Source organism: Flavobacterium cheniae (genome assembly GCF_004363695.1).
Taxonomy (GTDB): Bacteria; Bacteroidota; Bacteroidia; order Flavobacteriales; family Flavobacteriaceae; genus Flavobacterium; species Flavobacterium cheniae.
In genome coordinates, this window is sequence record NZ_SNZC01000001.1 from 453,316 (window position 1) to 470,281 (window position 16,966).

20 protein-coding genes are annotated in these 16,966 nt (G+C 31.8%); 13 read left to right on the top strand and 7 right to left on the bottom strand.

The genetic code is table 11. The annotated features are described in order from the left end of the window. The first annotated feature begins 2 nt into the window (after positions 1 to 2). The 9 genes from C8D80_RS02125 to hisIE all read left to right on the top strand — a co-directional run bounded on the left by C8D80_RS02125 (position 3) and on the right by hisIE (position 7,953). On the top strand, positions 3 to 503 hold the full coding sequence (locus tag C8D80_RS02125; RefSeq protein ID WP_133606886.1) for a hypothetical protein: 501 nt from the start codon (positions 3 to 5) through the stop codon (positions 501 to 503). Positions 504 to 755: 252 nt separating this feature from the next. Further along, positions 756 to 1,613, top strand: a complete 858-nt coding sequence (hisG, locus tag C8D80_RS02130) for an ATP phosphoribosyltransferase (protein ID WP_133606888.1) — start codon at positions 756 to 758, stop codon at positions 1,611 to 1,613. A gap of 35 nt (positions 1,614 to 1,648) precedes the next feature. Continuing rightward, entirely contained in the window at positions 1,649 to 2,923 is a 1,275-nt protein-coding gene (hisD, locus tag C8D80_RS02135) for a histidinol dehydrogenase (protein ID WP_133606890.1), read from the top strand. Positions 2,924 to 2,928: 5 nt separating this feature from the next. Then, positions 2,929 to 3,990 (top strand): histidinol-phosphate transaminase, encoded by a 1,062-nt coding sequence (gene hisC, locus C8D80_RS02140; RefSeq protein WP_162845023.1) that lies wholly within the window; start codon positions 2,929 to 2,931, stop codon positions 3,988 to 3,990. Beyond that, positions 3,962 to 5,101, top strand: a complete 1,140-nt coding sequence (gene hisB, locus C8D80_RS02145) for a bifunctional histidinol-phosphatase/imidazoleglycerol-phosphate dehydratase HisB (protein ID WP_133606895.1) — start codon at positions 3,962 to 3,964, stop codon at positions 5,099 to 5,101. The genes hisC and hisB overlap by 29 nt, the downstream gene beginning before the upstream one ends. Continuing rightward, positions 5,101 to 5,682 carry an imidazole glycerol phosphate synthase subunit HisH gene (gene hisH, locus C8D80_RS02150; protein WP_133606898.1) on the top strand — a complete coding sequence of 194 codons (582 nt, stop codon included), beginning with the start codon at positions 5,101 to 5,103 and terminating at the stop codon, positions 5,680 to 5,682. The genes hisB and hisH overlap by 1 nt, the downstream gene beginning before the upstream one ends. 30 nt (positions 5,683 to 5,712) lie before the next feature. After that, entirely contained in the window at positions 5,713 to 6,456 is a 744-nt protein-coding gene (hisA, locus tag C8D80_RS02155) for a 1-(5-phosphoribosyl)-5-[(5-phosphoribosylamino)methylideneamino]imidazole-4-carboxamide isomerase (protein WP_133606900.1), read from the top strand. A 69-nt stretch (positions 6,457 to 6,525) separates the two neighbouring features. Beyond that, positions 6,526 to 7,281 (top strand): imidazole glycerol phosphate synthase subunit HisF, encoded by a 756-nt coding sequence (gene hisF / locus C8D80_RS02160; protein ID WP_133606903.1) that lies wholly within the window; start codon positions 6,526 to 6,528, stop codon positions 7,279 to 7,281. A gap of 72 nt (positions 7,282 to 7,353) precedes the next feature. Next, on the top strand, positions 7,354 to 7,953 hold the full coding sequence (gene hisIE, locus C8D80_RS02165) for a bifunctional phosphoribosyl-AMP cyclohydrolase/phosphoribosyl-ATP diphosphatase HisIE (RefSeq protein WP_133606906.1): 600 nt from the start codon (positions 7,354 to 7,356) through the stop codon (positions 7,951 to 7,953). An 81-nt stretch (positions 7,954 to 8,034) separates the two neighbouring features. Here hisIE and C8D80_RS02170 read toward each other — a convergent pair whose 3' ends face one another. Continuing rightward, on the bottom strand, positions 8,035 to 8,685 hold the full coding sequence (locus tag C8D80_RS02170; RefSeq protein ID WP_133606909.1) for a hypothetical protein: 651 nt from the start codon (positions 8,683 to 8,685) through the stop codon (positions 8,035 to 8,037). A 71-nt stretch (positions 8,686 to 8,756) separates the two neighbouring features. Here C8D80_RS02170 and C8D80_RS02175 point away from each other — a divergent pair, with 71 nt between their 5' ends. Further along, positions 8,757 to 9,146, top strand: a complete 390-nt coding sequence (locus tag C8D80_RS02175) for an acyl-CoA thioesterase (protein ID WP_133606912.1) — start codon at positions 8,757 to 8,759, stop codon at positions 9,144 to 9,146. 5 nt (positions 9,147 to 9,151) lie between these two features. Continuing rightward, positions 9,152 to 9,817: a DUF2461 domain-containing protein gene (locus C8D80_RS02180; RefSeq protein ID WP_133606915.1), complete on the top strand. Its 666-nt coding sequence runs from the start codon at positions 9,152 to 9,154 to the stop codon at positions 9,815 to 9,817. On the opposite strand, the gene C8D80_RS02185 is transcribed toward C8D80_RS02180, so the two are convergent. The 6 genes from C8D80_RS02185 to C8D80_RS02210 all read right to left on the bottom strand — a co-directional run bounded on the left by C8D80_RS02185 (position 9,814) and on the right by C8D80_RS02210 (position 14,242). Further along, a complete protein-coding gene (locus tag C8D80_RS02185; RefSeq protein ID WP_133606918.1) occupies positions 9,814 to 10,200 on the bottom strand; it encodes a glyoxalase in 387 nt (128 codons plus the stop codon). The two genes, C8D80_RS02180 and C8D80_RS02185, sit on opposite strands and share 4 nt — an antisense overlap. A gap of 89 nt (positions 10,201 to 10,289) precedes the next feature. Further along, the gene (locus tag C8D80_RS02190; protein ID WP_133606920.1) at positions 10,290 to 11,540 is read right to left on the bottom strand and encodes an OmpA family protein; all 1,251 of its coding nucleotides are present in this window, start codon (positions 11,538 to 11,540) and stop codon (positions 10,290 to 10,292) included. A gap of 81 nt (positions 11,541 to 11,621) precedes the next feature. After that, complete coding sequence (locus C8D80_RS02195) at positions 11,622 to 12,863, bottom strand: mechanosensitive ion channel family protein (RefSeq protein WP_133606922.1); 1,242 nt, start codon at positions 12,861 to 12,863, stop codon at positions 11,622 to 11,624. Between the two features lie 3 nt (positions 12,864 to 12,866). Beyond that, entirely contained in the window at positions 12,867 to 13,151 is a 285-nt protein-coding gene (locus C8D80_RS02200; protein ID WP_133606924.1) for a DUF3817 domain-containing protein, read from the bottom strand. After that, positions 13,148 to 13,756: a YqaA family protein gene (locus tag C8D80_RS02205; protein WP_133606927.1), complete on the bottom strand. Its 609-nt coding sequence runs from the start codon at positions 13,754 to 13,756 to the stop codon at positions 13,148 to 13,150. The genes C8D80_RS02200 and C8D80_RS02205 overlap by 4 nt, the downstream gene beginning before the upstream one ends. A gap of 117 nt (positions 13,757 to 13,873) precedes the next feature. Next, the gene (locus C8D80_RS02210) at positions 13,874 to 14,242 is read right to left on the bottom strand and encodes a hypothetical protein (RefSeq protein WP_133606929.1); all 369 of its coding nucleotides are present in this window, start codon (positions 14,240 to 14,242) and stop codon (positions 13,874 to 13,876) included. A 194-nt stretch (positions 14,243 to 14,436) separates the two neighbouring features. Here C8D80_RS02210 and C8D80_RS02215 point away from each other — a divergent pair, with 194 nt between their 5' ends. After that, on the top strand, positions 14,437 to 16,356 hold the full coding sequence (locus C8D80_RS02215; protein ID WP_133606932.1) for a DUF294 nucleotidyltransferase-like domain-containing protein: 1,920 nt from the start codon (positions 14,437 to 14,439) through the stop codon (positions 16,354 to 16,356). Position 16,357: 1 nt separating this feature from the next. After that, positions 16,358 to 16,966, top strand: a complete 609-nt coding sequence (locus tag C8D80_RS02220) for a 3'-5' exonuclease (protein WP_133606934.1) — start codon at positions 16,358 to 16,360, stop codon at positions 16,964 to 16,966.

Genomic DNA, 16,966 nt, shown 5'->3' on the forward strand with positions numbered 1-16,966 from the left:
TTATGAACGACGCACATTTACACATGGTTTTTAACCATTTTCCGATTATTGGATTATTCTTTGGAATAGGAATTTTAGCTTATGGAATCATTAAAAAACAAACTATTTTAGTTAATACAGCTTATGTCATTTTTATTGTTTGTATGATTATGGCAAAAGCTACTATGATGACAGGAGAAGGAGCTGAAGAAATTGTTGAAGAATTAGGTATTTCAAAAGAAATCATCCACGAACATGAAGAAATTGCTGAAACCTTTATGAAAGTTCTTTATGTTTTAGGAATTCTTTCGATTTTAGGCTTAGTTGCCAATGTGAAAAAACATGCAAAAGCATCAATTGTTTCTTATGTTGTCTTGGTTTTAGCAATTGGCGCTGCAGTTTTGTCTAAGTCTGTTGGAACTTCTGGTGGTGAAATTCGTCATACCGAAATTAGAGCTAATGCTAATAATAGCAACGCTTCAATAGAAAATAAAGAGCAAGAATTAGACAACGATGATCACTAAACAAAATATAAATTTTCAAAAACTTTTGTTTATTCGAAAAATTAGTTGTTACATTTGCAGTGTTAAATAATAACAGAAATTATGTTTTTAAATCAATTACATCATCATCATCATACCTCCGCTCAAGCGAAGTAATGATGCTATGTAATTAATCCATATAATCAGTAACCCGTTTGAGTACATCAAGCGGGTTTTTTGTTGTTAAGCATTTTTAAAATCCCTTGGTGTACTTTTTTAAAACAAAAATTAAAAATGAACACATTAAAAATTGCTATTCAAAAATCAGGCCGCCTTCACGATGAAAGTATTCAAATCTTAAAAGATTGTGGAATTTCAGTGTACAATGGAAATGACCAACTCAAAGTTACCGCTTCCAATTTTCCTTTAGAAGTGTATTATTTACGTAATTCCGATATTCCTCAATATTTGATTGATGGTGTAGTTGATATTGCAATTGTAGGCGATAATCTTTTGGTTGAAAAAGGTCAAAATATTCAAATTGCAGAAAAATTAGGTTTCTCCAAATGTAAAGTTTCGGTAGCGGTTCCAAAGAATTTCAACTACAATTCTATTCAAGATTTAAACGGACTACGTGTTGCCACTTCATATCCAAAAACGGTTGTGGATTATTTTTCTTCAAAAGGAATTTCTGTAGACATTCACCAAATCTCAGGTTCGGTTGAAATTGCCCCAAACATCGGACTTTCAGATGCGATTGTAGATATCGTTTCAAGCGGAAGTACATTATTTAAAAACGGTTTAAAAGAGGTAGAAGTGATCTTAAAAAGTGAAGCTGTTTTAGCGGTTTCACCTCAAATTACAGAGGAAGCTAAACAAGTAGTAGCTAAATTACAATTTAGAATCCAATCGGTTTTACGTTCAAGAAAATCAAAATATATTTTGATGAATGTACCCAATGATAAAATCTCAGAAATCAGTAAAATTCTTCCTGTATTGAAAAGTCCAACAGTTATGCCATTAGCAGAAGAAGGTTGGAGCAGCGTTCATTCTGTTATCGATGAAGATAAATTTTGGGAAGTCATCGACCAACTAAAAGAAGCTGGAGCAGAAGGAATTTTAGTCTGCCCAATTGAGAAAATGGTCCTTTAAAAGAGAAACGAGAATAGAATTAAGAATATAGACTTATGAAAAAAATATATAATCCACAACCTGAAACTTGGTCAGAAATTTGCAAAAGACCAACGCAAACATTTTCAGATGTTGAAGAAACGGTAAAGCAAATCTTCAAAGAAGTACAGCAAAAAGGTGATAAAGCCATAGCAAAATATGCATCTTTCTTTGATGGTGTAACTTTAGAAAATATTCAAGTAACTCCAGAAGAAATTGAAATAGCTAAAAAAGAAGTTTCTGCCGAATTAAAAGAAGCGATTCAATTAGCCAAATCGAATATCGAACAATTTCACGCAGCTCAAAGAACAGATAAAATTGTAGTTGAAACTACTATTGGAGTTACGTGTTGGCAAGAAAAACGTCCAATTCAAAAAATCGGTTTATACATTCCAGGTGGAACGGCTCCTTTGTTTTCTACGGTTTTAATGTTAGCAGTTCCAGCAAAATTAGCAGGTTGTAAAGAAATTATTATGTGTTCGCCTTCTGATAAAAATGGAAAAATTAATTCTGCAATTTTGTATGCTGCTGATTTATGTGGTGTAACTAAAATCTATAAAGTGGGCGGAATTCAAGCGATTGCCGGAATGACATTTGGAACAGAAACTATTCCACAAGTATATAAAATTTTCGGACCTGGAAACCAATTTGTAACGATAGCTAAACAATTTGCTTCTCAAAATGGTGTAGCTATTGATATGCCTGCTGGTCCAAGTGAATTGCTAGTGTATGCAGATGAAACAGCCATTCCAAGTTTCGTAGCCTCTGATTTGCTAAGTCAAGCCGAACACGGAAAAGATAGCCAAGTGATTTTGGTTACAACCAATAAAAATGTTTTAAACGATGTTGAAGAAGAAGTGTACAAACAATTAAAAGAACTTCCGAGACAAGAAATCGCTCAAGTTGCTATTAATAATTCCAAATTAATCTTCGTTGAAACCGAAAAGACAGCTTTATCGTTAATTAACGAATACGGTCCAGAGCATTTTATCGTATGTTCCAAGAATGAAGATTATTTCGTTGATGGCATTCAAAATGCAGGTTCGATTTTTATTGGAAATTATACTCCAGAAAGCGCAGGAGATTATGCTTCAGGAACCAATCACACTTTACCAACAAACGGCTATTCCAAGAGTTATAGCGGTGTAAATCTAGATAGTTTCTTAAAAGCGATGACATTCCAAAAAATATCAAATGAAGGAATTCAAAACATCGGAAAAGCGATAGAAACAATGGCAGAAGCCGAAGGTTTACAAGCACACAAAAATGCAGTTACATTAAGATTAAAATAAGAGCTATGAATTTAGAAAATCTAATCAGAGAAAACGTAAAAAAACTGAGTCCCTATTCCTCAGCACGTGATGAATTTGAACAGTTTACCAAACCAATGATTTATTTGGATGCCAATGAAAATCCATTCACAAATGGAATGAATCGCTATCCAGATCCGCAACAAAAAGAATTAAAAACTATTATAGCGGATAAAAATAACGTTCAAAAAGAAAATATTCTTTTAGGAAATGGTAGCGATGAAGTCTTAGATTTGATTTTCAGAGTTTTTTGCGAACCGAATCGCGATAATATCATTACATTGCCACCAACGTACGGAATGTATGGCGTTTTAGCAAATATCAACGCTATTGAAAATCGTGAAGTATTTTTAAATGAAGAATTTCAACCCAATGTAGATGCTATTTTGAATGCAGTTGATAGTAATACAAAAATCATCTTTTTGTGTTCGCCAAACAACCCAACTGGAAATTCTTTTGATGATTCGGCAGTAATAAAGATTCTGAATCAATTTAAGGGTTTGGTGGTGATTGATGAAGCGTATATTGATTTTTCAAATGAAGTAAGTTGGTTAACCGTTTTGAAAGATTTTCCGAATTTGATTATTACGCAAACTTTATCAAAAGCCTATGCAATGGCAGGTTTACGTATTGGAATTTTATATGCATCAAGAGAAATTATTTCGGTTTTGAATAAAATTAAGCCTCCTTACAATATCAACGGTTTATCGCAAGAAACTGCGGTGAAAAAATTATTGCAAAACACTTTGTCAACTCAAGTTAGAAAGATACTAGTGGAACGAAATAAGTTAATTGAAGCACTTTCAAAATGTGAATTTGTTGAAAAAATTTATCCATCAGATGCTAATTTTATTTTGATTAAAGTAGATGATGCTAATTTCAGATACCAACAATTTATAGATAATGGAGTAGTGGTTCGCAACAGAAGCAATCAACCATTATGCGAAAATTGCTTACGAATTAGTATTGGAACGAAAGAAGAAACCGAACAAATTATTGAATTATTAAAAACCTTCAACAATGCCGAAAAGAGTATTATTTATAGATAGAGATGGAACTTTGGTTTTAGAACCAGAAAATTATCAATTAGATTGTTTATCCAAATTAGAATTTTATCCAAAGGCTTTTCAATTCTTGAGTAAAATAGCTAAAGAATTGGATTTTGAATTGGCAATGGTAACCAATCAAGATGGTTTGGGAACAACTAGCTTTCCAGAAGAAACGTTTTGGCCAACCCAAAATTTTATTGTAAAAGCATTCGAAAATGAAGGTGTAACATTTGATGAAATTTTTATCGATAAAAGTTTTCCAGAAGACAATGCTCCAACCAGAAAGCCAAGAACAGGAATGTTAACGAAGTATTTGAATAATCCTGAATATGATTTGGAAAATTCATTTGTAATTGGTGATAGAATTACCGATGTGGAATTGGCAAAAAACTTAGGTTCAAAAGCGATTTTTATTAAAAACGAAGAGAATTTGGGCGGAAATGAAATCGCAACTTCATTGGAAGAATTACAAAATGTAATAGCTTTACAAACTATGGATTGGCAGAAAATTTACGAGTTTTTAAAATTGGATGAAAGAACGGCTTCTATTTCCAGAACCACAAATGAAACGGATATCGCTATCTCTTTAAACTTAGACGGAACAGGAAAAAGCAACATCAACACTGGAATTTCCTTTTTCGATCACATGTTAGACCAAATTGCACGTCACGGTCAAATGGATTTAGACATTCAAGTAAAAGGCGATCTAGAAGTTGACGAACACCACACGATAGAAGACACTGCGATTGCTTTAGGAGAAGTTTTTGCAAAAGCTTTAGGAAATAAATTAGGCATCGAACGTTACGGATTTTGTTTACCAATGGACGATTGTTTAGCGCAAGTAGCTATTGATTTTGGTGGAAGAAATTGGTTAGTTTGGGAAGCCGAATTTAAACGTGAAATGATTGGTCAAATGCCAACGGAAATGTTTTTTCACTTCTTCAAATCATTCACAGATGGCGCAAAAGCCAATTTAAATATCAAAGCTGAAGGCACAAACGAACACCACAAAATTGAAGCGATTTTTAAAGCCTTCGCAAAAGCAATAAAATTAGCGGTAAAACGCGATACAGAAAAAATGATTTTACCTTCAACCAAAGGAATGTTGTAATGAAAATAGCTATTATAGATTACGGAGCAGGAAATGTTCAAAGTGTTTTATTCGCTTTGGAACGACTTGGCTTTGTAGGAATTGTTACGAACGATTGGATTACCATAAAATCAGCCGATAAAGTTATTTTTCCTGGTGTAGGCGAGGCGAGTAGTGCTATGAAAATGTTACAAGAAAGTGGTTTAGATGTATTAATTCCAACATTAAAACAACCGGTTTTAGGAATTTGTTTAGGCATGCAATTGATGTGTAAACATTCTGAAGAAGGTAACACAAACGGATTAGGAATTTTTGATGTTAATGTTGTGAAATTTTCTCAAGAAGTAAAAGTGCCTCAAATGGGTTGGAATACGATTTATAATCTGAAAACGCCATTATTTGAAGGAATTAAAGAAAACGAATTCATGTATTTGGTTCATAGTTATTATGCATCTCTATCTGATAACACAATTGCCACTACGAATTACGAACTCGAATATAGCACGGCATTGCAACGCGAAAACTTTTTCGGAGTACAATTTCACCCAGAAAAAAGTGGAATCTTCGGAGAACAAATTTTGAAAAACTTTTTAAACTTATAATTTGAGCTTGAAATTGCTCTTGAAATTGATATGAGAATAATCCCAGCCATAGACATTATCGACGGAAAATGTGTCCGACTTTCTAAAGGCGATTACGATACGAAGAAAATATACAACGAAAATCCGTTAGAAGTAGCCAAATCATTTGAAGCACACGGCATTGAGTATTTGCATTTAGTAGATTTAGATGGCGCAAAATCAAGTCGAATTGTGAATTATAAAGTTTTGGAACAAATAGCTTCGAAAACGAATTTAAAAATCGATTTTGGTGGTGGTTTAAAATCTGATTCCGATTTAAAAATTGCTTTTGAAAATGGTGCAAATCAAATTACAGGAGGAAGTATTGCCATAAAACAACCAGAGGTTTTCAAAAGTTGGATTCAGCAATACGGAGCAGATAAAATCATTTTAGGAGCTGATGCTATGAATGAAAAAGTAGCTATTTCAGGGTGGTTAGAAGAATCTAAAGAAGAAGTTATTCCTTTTATTCAAAGTTATCAACAAGAAGGTATTCAATACGTAATTTGTACCGATATTTCAAAAGACGGTATGCTTGAAGGCCCAAGTTTTGAATTATACCAAAGAATTTTAGATTCCGATTTGTCAAATCGAGCGGAGTCGAGATTAAAACTAATCGCTTCTGGAGGAATTTCCACTTTCGATGAATTGCCCAAGTTAGCCGAATTAGGTTGCGAAGGCACCATCATCGGAAAAGCCATTTACGAAGGCAGAATTACTTTAAAGCAATTAGAAAACTATATTATTAATAAGTAAAAAGTGAAAAGGAAATAGTGAAAAGTTTGGAAAGCTAATCACTATTTACTTATCACTAATCACTAAATCATGTTGACAAAAAGAATCATTCCCTGCTTAGACATCAAAAACGGGCGAACCGTTAAAGGTGTCAATTTTCTGGATTTAAAAGATGCTGGTGATCCAGTAGAATTGGCAAAGAAATATGCAGAAACAGGTGCTGACGAACTTGTTTTTCTAGACATTTCCGCAACAGAAGAACGTCGCGCCACTTTAATCGACTTGGTTCGAAAGGTTGCTGCTGCGATTAATATTCCATTTACGGTTGGTGGTGGCATTTCATCAGTTGCTGATGTGGATGTATTGCTTCGTAATGGCGCAGATAAAGTTTCGATCAATTCCTTAGCTGTTAAAAATCCAAACTTGATTAATGAAATTGCAGCAAAATACGGAAGTCAGTGCGTGGTTGTTGCTATAGATGCCAAACAAATTGATGGCGATTGGATTGTACATTTAGTTGGTGGAAAAGTACCTACAGAATTGAATTTATTTGATTGGGCAAAAGAAGTAGAGCAACGTGGTGCTGGTGAAATTCTGTTCACTTCCATGAATAATGACGGAACTAAAAATGGATTCGCTAATGAAGCTTTAGCCAAGTTATCCGAAATTGTAAACATTCCCATTATCGCTTCTGGTGGTGCGGGAACTATGGAACATTTCGCGGAAACATTTATCATCGGAAAAGCAGATGCCGCTTTAGCAGCTAGTGTTTTTCACTATCAAGAAATCGAAATTCCAGAATTAAAACAGTTTTTAAAGAATCAAAATATTGCAATTAGAGTGTAACTTTTATGAACTTAAAGACCAACTCAATTTAACGAATCAACTTATATGACTTATATGTTTAAAAATAAAACTATGAATATCAATTTCAACAAAACTCCAGACAACCTTATCCCAGCCATCATTCAAGACAGCGAAACCAAAAACGTCTTAATGTTGGGCTACATGAACCAAGAAGCATTAGACCAAACGTTGGCAACCAATAAAGTAACTTTTTTCAGTCGTACTAAAAACCGATTATGGACAAAAGGCGAGGAGAGTGGCAATTTCTTAGAACTGATTTCTATTAAAGAAGATTGTGATAACGACACCCTTTTAGTAAAAGTAAAACCTGCTGGTCCAACTTGCCACACAGGTTCAGATACTTGCTGGCAAGAAGCTAATAATCAAGATTTTGGCTTTTTATCAAAATTAGAAAACACAATTGCAAAACGCAAAGAAAATGCCGATGCTGAAAAGAGTTATGTTGCCTCATTATTTGCAAAAGGCATTAATAAAATAGCACAAAAAGTCGGTGAAGAAGCAGTTGAAGTAGTCATTGAAGCCAAAGACAATAACAACGATTTGTTCTTATCTGAAAGTGCCGATTTATTGTTTCACTACTTAATTTTATTGCAGGCGAAAGGTTTTCAGTTGAAAGATGTTGTGGATGTTTTGAAGGGAAGGGAGAAATAAGGTTTTATATTTTGTTTTTAACAAATACTTTGAAAATCAATTTCGTTTAGGAATATTTACAAAAACAAGTTTTTTAAATATTTAAAAAGAGAAAGTTTTTATAATTTTATTATCTGGAACAACAACATTAATATTGGCTTCATCAACTGAATTAAGTTCAACCGTAACATTTATTTCTCCATTGAAAAAAGTCGTGCTTTTTACAATTCCTCCCATTTCGATATTAAGATTTTTACTATTTTCATAAGGATGAATACACATAAATCTATAAATATTGAAATAGTTGATGTCGCCTTTTAAAACAGTAATACCATGTTTGTTAACCATTTTTTTCTTTTTCTTGTCCTTGTAAATTTTTATAAAACCCTTTGACTGGATAGAATCTTCTGTAATTATTTCATATTCAAATGTTTGATTTCCAATTTCATAAGTTTTAATCTTATTAGTATATTCATATATAAAATTTAGATGAAGATTATTTTCTACTCTTGTGGTATCAATTTTAAATCTATGATATTCGTTTTTATTCAAATCTGTAAGTGACGCATATAATCCATAAACGTCATTTCTAATTTCTAGAAAAATATTTTTATCAATAGAATTACAATAAACGTTTCTAGGTTCTTTCTGTAAGGAAGATTGATAAGTAAATAGCTTGTTAAATTTGTAGTCTTGAGAAAAACCAGAAATGTGTGTTAAAGTTATAATAACTAGAAGTAGTATTTTATTCATGTTTTTTAAATGATTTCTCAAATATATCCAAATTTCTCCAAAAATTCTTACCTTTAAAATAAAAATTCAAGATGCGATTTCATACGAGAAAATGGGTTAAACCCGAAGATTTGAATGCCAACGGAACTTTATTCGGTGGTAAATTATTAGCTTGGATAGACGAAGAAGCTGCTTTGTATTCGATTGTACAATTGGAAAATCCTAAAGTGGTAACCAAGTTTATGAGTGAAATTAATTTCATGAGTGCCGCCAAACAAGGAGATATAGTTGAGATTGGTTTGGATGTGGCGCACTTTGGAAAATCATCGTTAGTATTGAAATGTGAAGTTCGTAATATGATGACCCGTGAAAAAATCATCACGATTGATAACATTACGATGGTCAACTTAGGTGAAGATGGAAAACCAAAACCACATGGCAAAACTCAAATTGAATTTATTGAAGACCGATTGAAAAAATAAAGAATATGCTACAAAAATCAACCTTAGAATTCCTAACGCAGCTTAAAGAAAACAACGACCGCGATTGGTTTGCGGCTAATAAAAAAGCCTTTGAAACCGAACAAAAGTTAGCTAAATCGTTTTTTACATCGGTTGGTGAGCAATTGGGAAAGATTGATAGTATTGAACGCGTTCAAATTTTTAGAATTTATCGCGATGTGCGATTTTCAAAAGATAAAGCGCCTTATAAAAATCATTTCAGCGTTGGGTTCACTCGAACAAAACCCATGCTTCGTGGCGGTTATTATTTGCATATTGAACCTGGAGGAAGTTTTGTAGGTGGCGGTTTTTGGGAACCAAATGCTGCCGATTTGAATCGCATTCGTAAAGAATTTGAAATGGATGATGAAGAAATCAGGACTATCATAGCTGATGAAACATTCAAGAAATTCTTTGGAGAATTGAAAGGCGAGGAGTTAAAAACAGCGCCAAAAGGTTTCGATAAAACGCATCCAGCTATTGATTTGATTCGTAAAAAGCAATATTTATTGACTCGAAACTTTTCGGATAAAGAAGTATTGGCTCCTAATTTTCAAGAAGAAGTTTTAGCTACTTTCCAAGCCATGCGACCTTTCTTCGATTATATGAGCGAAGTATTGAGCACCGATTTGAATGGAGAATCGATTTATTAAATAATCTGAATTTGACTTTTTAAGCGTTCAATTAGTAAATTCATCATTCTTTTGTTTAAGTTAGATGAATTTTGAATGTATTCTTTGTATTCCGAAACGGTAAACATTCCAAAAACAATTCCTTTTAATGAATTTCGGAATTTAATATCGCGTTGTATAGCGTTTTCAATGTAATTTTCTTTCTTTTCTGGAGAAAGTGTGAAATATACACCTTTTTGTTTGACAGCGTAATTTCTAAAAACTTCAATAAACAATTCATTTTGGAATTTCAAAATAGGTCGCAATGTCTGATTTTGAAACTTTTCTTCGGAACTTGATTGTTCGGTAATTACACCAATACTTGCCCCTCTAATTTCTAAAAGCGATTCGTCTTTCGTTTTCATAATAAAGTGAATTATTTTGTATTAAAGTTAAAAAAAATAACCTTCAAGAAATTGAAGGTTATTTTAAGTTATTAAGAATCAGTTGTTAATTACTTCAACTTGAAAATTACTTTTCTAACTAATCTTCTTGCATCTGCAGATGAAGCGTCAACTGAAGTATCTTCTCCTTGACCTGCAACGGTTAATCTTGAAGCATTAATTCCTGCTTTTGTAATTACATCTTTTACGAAATTTGCTCTTGAAGCAGAAAGTGTTTTATTGTATTCTGAATTTCCAATTTCATCTGCATATCCAACGATTTCAACACTTGAATTTGGATTTGATTTTAAGTATTGTGTAACAAAATTGATTGCACTGTATGAATCAGCTGTTGGTTTAGAAGAATTAAAGTCGAATAAAACCGTAATGTAACCACCATTAATCATGTCTTCAATAGATTGACCTTCAGTAGGCGTAACTTTAGTTTTACCATCTACATAAGCTTCAACCTTATCGTCTACACCATTATTGTTTCCATCAATAGTTCTTCCTTTTGTATCAACAATTGCATTTTGAGCTGAATTTTTTTCTTCGTCTAAATAATCTGCAACTCCATCCTTATCTGTATCTAAAAGTTTTGTTTCTAATTCCGTAACTCTTCTTTCTAATTCGTCTAATTTAGAGTTTGAAGTAACCCAATCCGCGTGTTTTCCATGTTTTCCTAAATATATAGATAAACCAATACTAGCGTTATAAATAGTACTATTAAAACCTCTATCTTCTTTAACAACTGGCTCTTCAATACCATCAAAAGTATATTGTTGGTTTACATTGTTAATCATTGAGAAGTCCGCATTTAAAGCCACTCTATTAGATAATTTGAATTGTGCTGTTAATCCTAATATGAAATTAGTCATATCATCGTTACCTTCAAAATTATCATTAGTCATGAATGAAAATCCAACACCCGAATGCGCTTGAAGATTAATTGTATTAGTCCAATCTTCAAAATTTAAAACTCTACCTAAGTTTACAACACCTTGAATGCTTGTTCTGTAGTATTTACCTTCAAATTCAAAACTTTCTGAATCATTTTTGAATGAATCTAAACCAAAGTCTAATTTAAGACCAAATTTATTATTCATCATGTAACGAACACCTAAGTCACCATGGATAAAATTTGTGTTACTTGAATAATAATTCGTTGAAAATGGAGCAGTTGGTTTGCTGAATCCAGCGTTAACATCGATTGACCATTTGTTGAATTCAGAAGAAGTGGTTTCTTTTTGAATTTTAGTTTCTTGAGCGTTAATCTCTGTTATTGCTACTAATAGTGTAGCTATAAAAATAATTTTCTTCATTGTTATGATTATTTGGGGAGCAAAAGTAGTCTTTTTATGTTTTATTTTACAATTTATGTAAGATAAGTTTGTCTAAATTAACTAATTATTATTTTTTTGGTTTGTTATGGATTCGAAAATTTCTAAATCAAAATGTGCAACTGAAGCCATGATATGATCAAAAATATCCGCCATAATGTGTTCGTAATTGAGCCACGTTTTATCTTTAGAGAAACAATATATTTCTAAAGGAATTCCTTTTTCTGTAGGTTGTAAATGACGCACCATCATGTGCATATCTTTATTAATTCCTGGATGAGATTGAATGTATTGATTAATGTATTTTCTAAACAAGCCTAAATTAGTTAGATTTCTTCCGTTTACAATTACAGATTTATCGATTCCGTTATTGGCATTGTATTTATCAATATCCGCTTGACGATGTTCTATATAAGCTGTTAAATGTTGTATTTTTTTGAAATTTTCTAATTCTTCTGATTGAATGAATCGAACCGAATTAGCTTTTATCAAAATATGGCGTTTTATTCTTCTTCCATCCGAATCTAACATACCACGCCAGTTTTTAAAACTATCCGATATTAAGCTATAGGTTGGAATAGTCGTAGTCGTATTATCAAAATTACGAACTTTTACAGTTGCTAAGTTAATCTCAATAACATCACCATCGGCACCAAATTTATCCATTGTAATCCAATCGCCAATTCGAACCATATCATTCACAGAAACCGAAATACTGGCTACAAAACCAAGAATTGTATCTTTAAAAATAAGGAAAATTAAGGCAGAAATGGCTCCGAAAGTAGTTACTAATGTTTTTACATTGGTATCAAACATTATCAATACAAAGGAAGTAATTCCGAAAATCCATAAAACAATCATAATTACTTGAATGTAACTATCAATTGGTTTGTCACTAAAACGAGGCTTTTGTTTTAAATAATCTTTCAACGCATTGAAAATACTTCGCGTAATCCAAAGTGAAAGTATAATGATGTAAATTTTTACTCCTTTTTCAAAAAAATCTTCCCAATACGTGAATTTTTTTAGGATTACTGGTACAGTTTTATAAATAAAAAGAAGCGGCAGTAAATGGGCTAAATATTTTGCGGTTTTGTTTGCTACTAAAAAATCGTCAAAAGAGGATTTTGTTTTTGCTGCAACAATAGCTAGAATAATAATAAATACCTTTTTAAATATAAAATCTAAAATATAGGATACAACAACTAATATGATAATATTTACTCCCAAATTTAAATAGGAAGAAACATCATCACTAAAGTTAAGACTTTTAAATATGTCGTATGCCCAGTTAAAGATTTTCAAGTTTTACACTTCTTTAGGTTGTAAATATTTTTTGTCAATATAAAAAGTTGCAAACGGAAATAAAGATGCTAAACAAATGATAGCAAATTCTTTAAGTGTCCATTTTTGAGGATTTTTATTCAAAATTGCAAAAGCAATATATAACATAAAAAGAACACCGTGAGCCATTCCTATGTTTTTTACATAAATAGGATCACCAGCAATGTATTTCATTGGCATTGCAAAAAAGTATAATGCAAGAGTAGAAATACCTTCTAAAAGAGCAATTGATCTAAATGATTTCATCATGATAAAGCAGAATATATTACAAATCCATAAATAGCAAACCTAAAAAAGCGAAGTAAACCAAACAAGAAGAAGTGTTTTCTTGAGTAATTAATCATTCCTGCGGCCAAACAAGCAATAGCAAAAGGTAATGGAAGTAAAGCACCAACAGCAATTAAAAATCCGCCCCATTTTTGCATATTAATAATATGTTTAGACATTTTGCCATATAAATGCTTATTTACAGAAGGAATTGCCACGATAGCCATTCCCATAAAATAAGCAATTACTCCGCCTAAATACGATAAAAAAGCTAAAATAGATAAGTAGAGTAGTGGTGATTCGGTATTTTTTGTCCAAGCGATAAAAATATCTGGTGGAATTAATCCTAAAACGCTTTCAGAGGCTAGGAAAACACCAAATATGAATAAATCACTAAAGTTTTGTGTAATATATAATAATCCTTCATTTAGGTTGATTACCTTGTAATTGACATAAAAAAGAACAGCAACTACAATTACAGTTGGCAATATAGCACTTTTAACACCTTGCCATATAAAGGAATAGAAACCAGTATATTTATAGTATTGATGTAGTAGTTTTACTCTCGATTTTTTTACTTTAGACATTGGGTAATTATATTTACTACAAAATTAGTTAGTTTGTTAGAATAATAGCGTTAAGGAAAACAAAAAAATCGGTAAATACTTTTACCGATTTATATTATGTAAAATAGAATTTAGGACTTAGTAAGCTAAAAACGCTTTGTTATATTCTTTTAAGTCTAAAACATTATTTTTCTTTTCTAAATCAGTTAATAATGATAGGAAATAATTGAAACTTTCTACATTATTTTCATCTGAAATTTTCACTTCTAATTCAGCATCTTTGCTGTCAATTGGTTCATCATCTGGAATACCAATAAAAAATCCATTATTATTTTCTAAATGTTCGTAGGCTAAACGTAATGCTTTAGTTACAACTGGATTATTTAGTTCTAAAGTAATCTCTCTAAGTTTTTTTAAATCGGTTACAATTTCAGAAACTTCAAAATTATCTTTAAATAATTCTTTCTGAATCTTTTCGATTAATTTAAGGGCTTGTCTGTTTTCCATGATTCGTAATAATATAGAATGCAAAACTAAACTTTCTCATAGTTTTAAACAAACGTTTTGAGTAGTATTTTAACAAATTTTGAAGTAATTCATATTTGACTTATAATATACATTATGTAAAATAGAAAATTTAAACAATTACTTCTATAAGCCAAACAAACTTTGTATCTTCGTTTAATAAATTAACAGTGTTTATGAAAAACCCTATTGCCGAACGCATCACCGATTTTTTAAAGCATTATCCACCCTTTTCAAGTTTATCCTATCTAAACTTATTAGAGATTGCTAAAACATGCCAAGTAATTTACTTAGAAAAAAATCAAACTTTATTCAAAATTAATGATGCTACGCATTCCTTTTTTTATGTTGTAGCTTCTGGTGCTGTTGGTTTATCTGTAACTTCTGATGCTGATGATGTATTAATAGATAAATGTGATGAAGGCGATATTTTAGGTTTGAGACCCTTTTTTGCTAAGAATAATTACTTAATGACGGCAAAAGCTCGTGAAGAAAGTATTATTTATGCTATTCCTATTGAAACATTTAAACCTTATGTAATTGCAAATCCAGAAGTTTTAAGCTTCTTATTAGAGAGTTTTGCATCTAACACTAGAAATCCATACGATAAAAATAACAAAGGTAAATTGATTTCAGAAAACGTTATTTACAATGACCAAAGCTCTGAGATTCAGTATTACCAACCCATAAAATATACTTCTAATCCGATAACTGCTTCTCCTAATGATGTTGTGAAATTTGTTGCACAAACTATGTCGAGTAGCAAAATTGGAAGTATGATTATTCACGAAAATAGAAAACCAATCGGAATTGTAACTGATAAAGATTTGCGTTCTAAAATAGCAACCGGACTTTATTCTATTGATGTTACGATTGATAAAATTATGTCTTCTCCTGTAATTACAGTAGCTGACAACTTGTCTATTGCTGAAGCACAAATTATAATGCTTAAGAATAATGTATCGCATTTATGTGTTACAAAAGATGGTTCTACTGATTCTGAAATTACTGGAATTATTACCGAACACGATATTGTAGTGGCTCAAGCAAACAATCCTGGTGTACTTTTAAAACAATCAAAACGCGCACAAAAATCAGCTGATTTAAAAGAAGTTAGGGAAAAATTAGCCGATTTGATTCAGCATTCGTTAGATAAAAATGTACCTATTAATCATATTGGTTCTATTGTAGGCGAAATTAATTTAGCGATTACCAAACGTGCTATCGAATTAGCTATTGAAAAAATAGGAACTCCTCCTCCAGCCCAATTTGCTTGGATGAACATTGGAAGTCAAGGTAGAAAAGAACAACTTTTACTAACGGATCAAGATAATGCCATTGTTTTTGAAGATGTTCCAGAAGATAAATACGATACTGTTAAACAATATTTTATCGAATTAGCTGAAAAAGTAACTAAAACACTTAATAAAGTTGGTTACGAATATTGTCCTGCCGAAATGATGGCTAGCAATCCGCTTTGGTGTAAATCGGTTAGCGATTGGCAAAATCAATTTAAAGGTTGGATTACAGCTCCGGGTGAAAAAGGTATTCTGATGTGTACCATTTTCTTCGATTACGATTTTGTGTACGGAAATGAAACTTTAGTAGATGCTATTACCAAAACAATTCACGAAGAAACTCATGAAAATCAGTTGTTTTTTGCCTATTTAGGTGCAGATGCATTGAAAAATCCGCCACCATTAGGTTTCTTCCGTCAGTTTTTAGTAGAAAGCGATGGCGAACACAAAGATACTTTCGATTTAAAAGGAAGAGCTTTAATGCCTTTGATTGATGCTGCACGAATTTTATCATTGAGTAAAGGAATTAAAAACACAGCCAATACCATTTCGAGATATGCAAAACTAGCTGAATTAGAACCGCAAAACGCTCCAATTTATGAAGCTTGTGGTGATGCTTTTGCTGAATTATTAAAGTTTAGAACAGAAGAAGGTTTGAAAAGTGAATCCGATGGTAGGTATTTGAATTTAAGTGAGTTATCGAAGTTAGATAAAGTAAAACTTAAAAACGATTTCCAACCAATAAATGATATTCAGGAAGTGATTAAAAACCGATTCCAATTAACTTATTTTACGTAATATGAAGTTCAATTGGTTTAAGAAAATAGTAAAAGATTATCCTAAATTTTGGGAAACTTACCTAAGTTACTTTAATGAAAATCAGAGTAAAGAAAAGCGTTATGTAGTTTTTGATTGCGAAACTACCGGATTGGATTATAAATCGGATAGAATTTTATCTATCGGTGCAGTTGCTATTCAAAACAACCAAATTATTGTAGGGGATTTTATGGAAGTTTTTCTACAACAAGACGTTTTTAAACCAGAATCGGTGCCAATTCATGGTATTTTAAGAGAAGGAAAAGAAGAAAAAATCGTGGAAGCCGAAGCTGTAATACGTTTTTTAGATTTTATTAAAGATGCAACATTAATAGGTCATCACGTAGATTTTGATATTGAAATGATTAATCAAGCATTGAATCGTTTGGATGTTGGAAAATTACAAAATCAAGCTATGGATACTGATATTATGTATCAGAAATTGAAATACTTACCACAAGAACAGCACAGTTCTTTAGATGAATTATGTGATATCTACAAAATCAAAAAATCAGATAGACACACAGCAAGTGGTGATGCGTTTATAACTGGTTTGTTATTTTTAAAGTTGAAGAGAAAATTAGAGATTTAA